This is a genomic window from Streptomyces sp. ActVer (assembly GCF_027270795.1).
Taxonomy (GTDB): domain Bacteria; phylum Actinomycetota; class Actinomycetes; order Streptomycetales; family Streptomycetaceae; genus Streptomyces; species Streptomyces umbrinus_A.
Genome location: NZ_JAPWHT010000985.1, coordinates 1 through 759 on the forward strand (window position 1 = coordinate 1; position 759 = coordinate 759).

A 759-nucleotide genomic window follows, 5' to 3' on the forward strand; every position below is an offset into this window, starting at 1 on the left:
TGCGAGGGACGGGGGCCCCGCGGTCGCGGCCAGGGCGAGGGCGGTCGCGCCGCTCAGCAGGCGCAGGACGGACCGCCGGGACACGGTGTCGGACATGAGGCGTCACTCCTCGTTGGGTACGGACACGAGGAGGTGAACCGCGGGGGCGCGCGGGCGGCCGGTCCGGGGTAGACCTCCGGACGCACTATGCGACAAAAGTTACTTAATACACCGTTAGGCACAACGGGCACGGCACAAACGTGTCACGCCCCGCGAGGCGACGGAGTGACGGTCCGCTCAGATCTCCGGGCCCGTGAGTGACTGCTCGGTCCAGATGATCTTGCCGTCCCGGGTGTAGCGCGTGCCCCAGCGCTGGGTGAACTGGGAGACCAGGAACAGACCGCGGCCGCCCTCGTCGGTCGTCTTGGGGTGACGCAGGTGCGGGGCGGTGGGGCTGGCGTCCCAGACCTCGCAGACCAGCGTCCGCGACATGATCAGCCGCAGTCTTATCGGCCCGGAGGCGTGCCGGATGGCGTTGGTGACGAGTTCGCTGACGACGAGTTCGGTGGTGAAGGTCAGCTCGTCCAGGCCCCACTCGCACAGCTGCCGTGACGTCCGCTTGCGCACGTCGGCGACGGCCGCCGGGTCGCTGGGCAGCTCCCAGGACACCGTCCGTTCCGCGTCGAGGCGGCGGGCGCGGGCCATCAGCAGGACCACGTCGCCCGGCGGACGGGCGGGGACCAGCGCCACCACGACGGCCTGGCAGCGGTCGTCGAGGCT

Annotated in this window: 1 protein-coding gene; it reads right to left on the minus strand. The window is 71.0% G+C overall.

Annotation, left to right across the window (positions count from 1 at the left end; all coding sequences use genetic code 11):
* Positions 1 to 276: 276 nt before the first annotated feature.
* A partial coding sequence (locus O3Q52_RS53755; protein ID WP_269655638.1) for an ATP-binding protein occupies positions 277 to 759 on the minus strand: 483 nt, incomplete at its 5' end.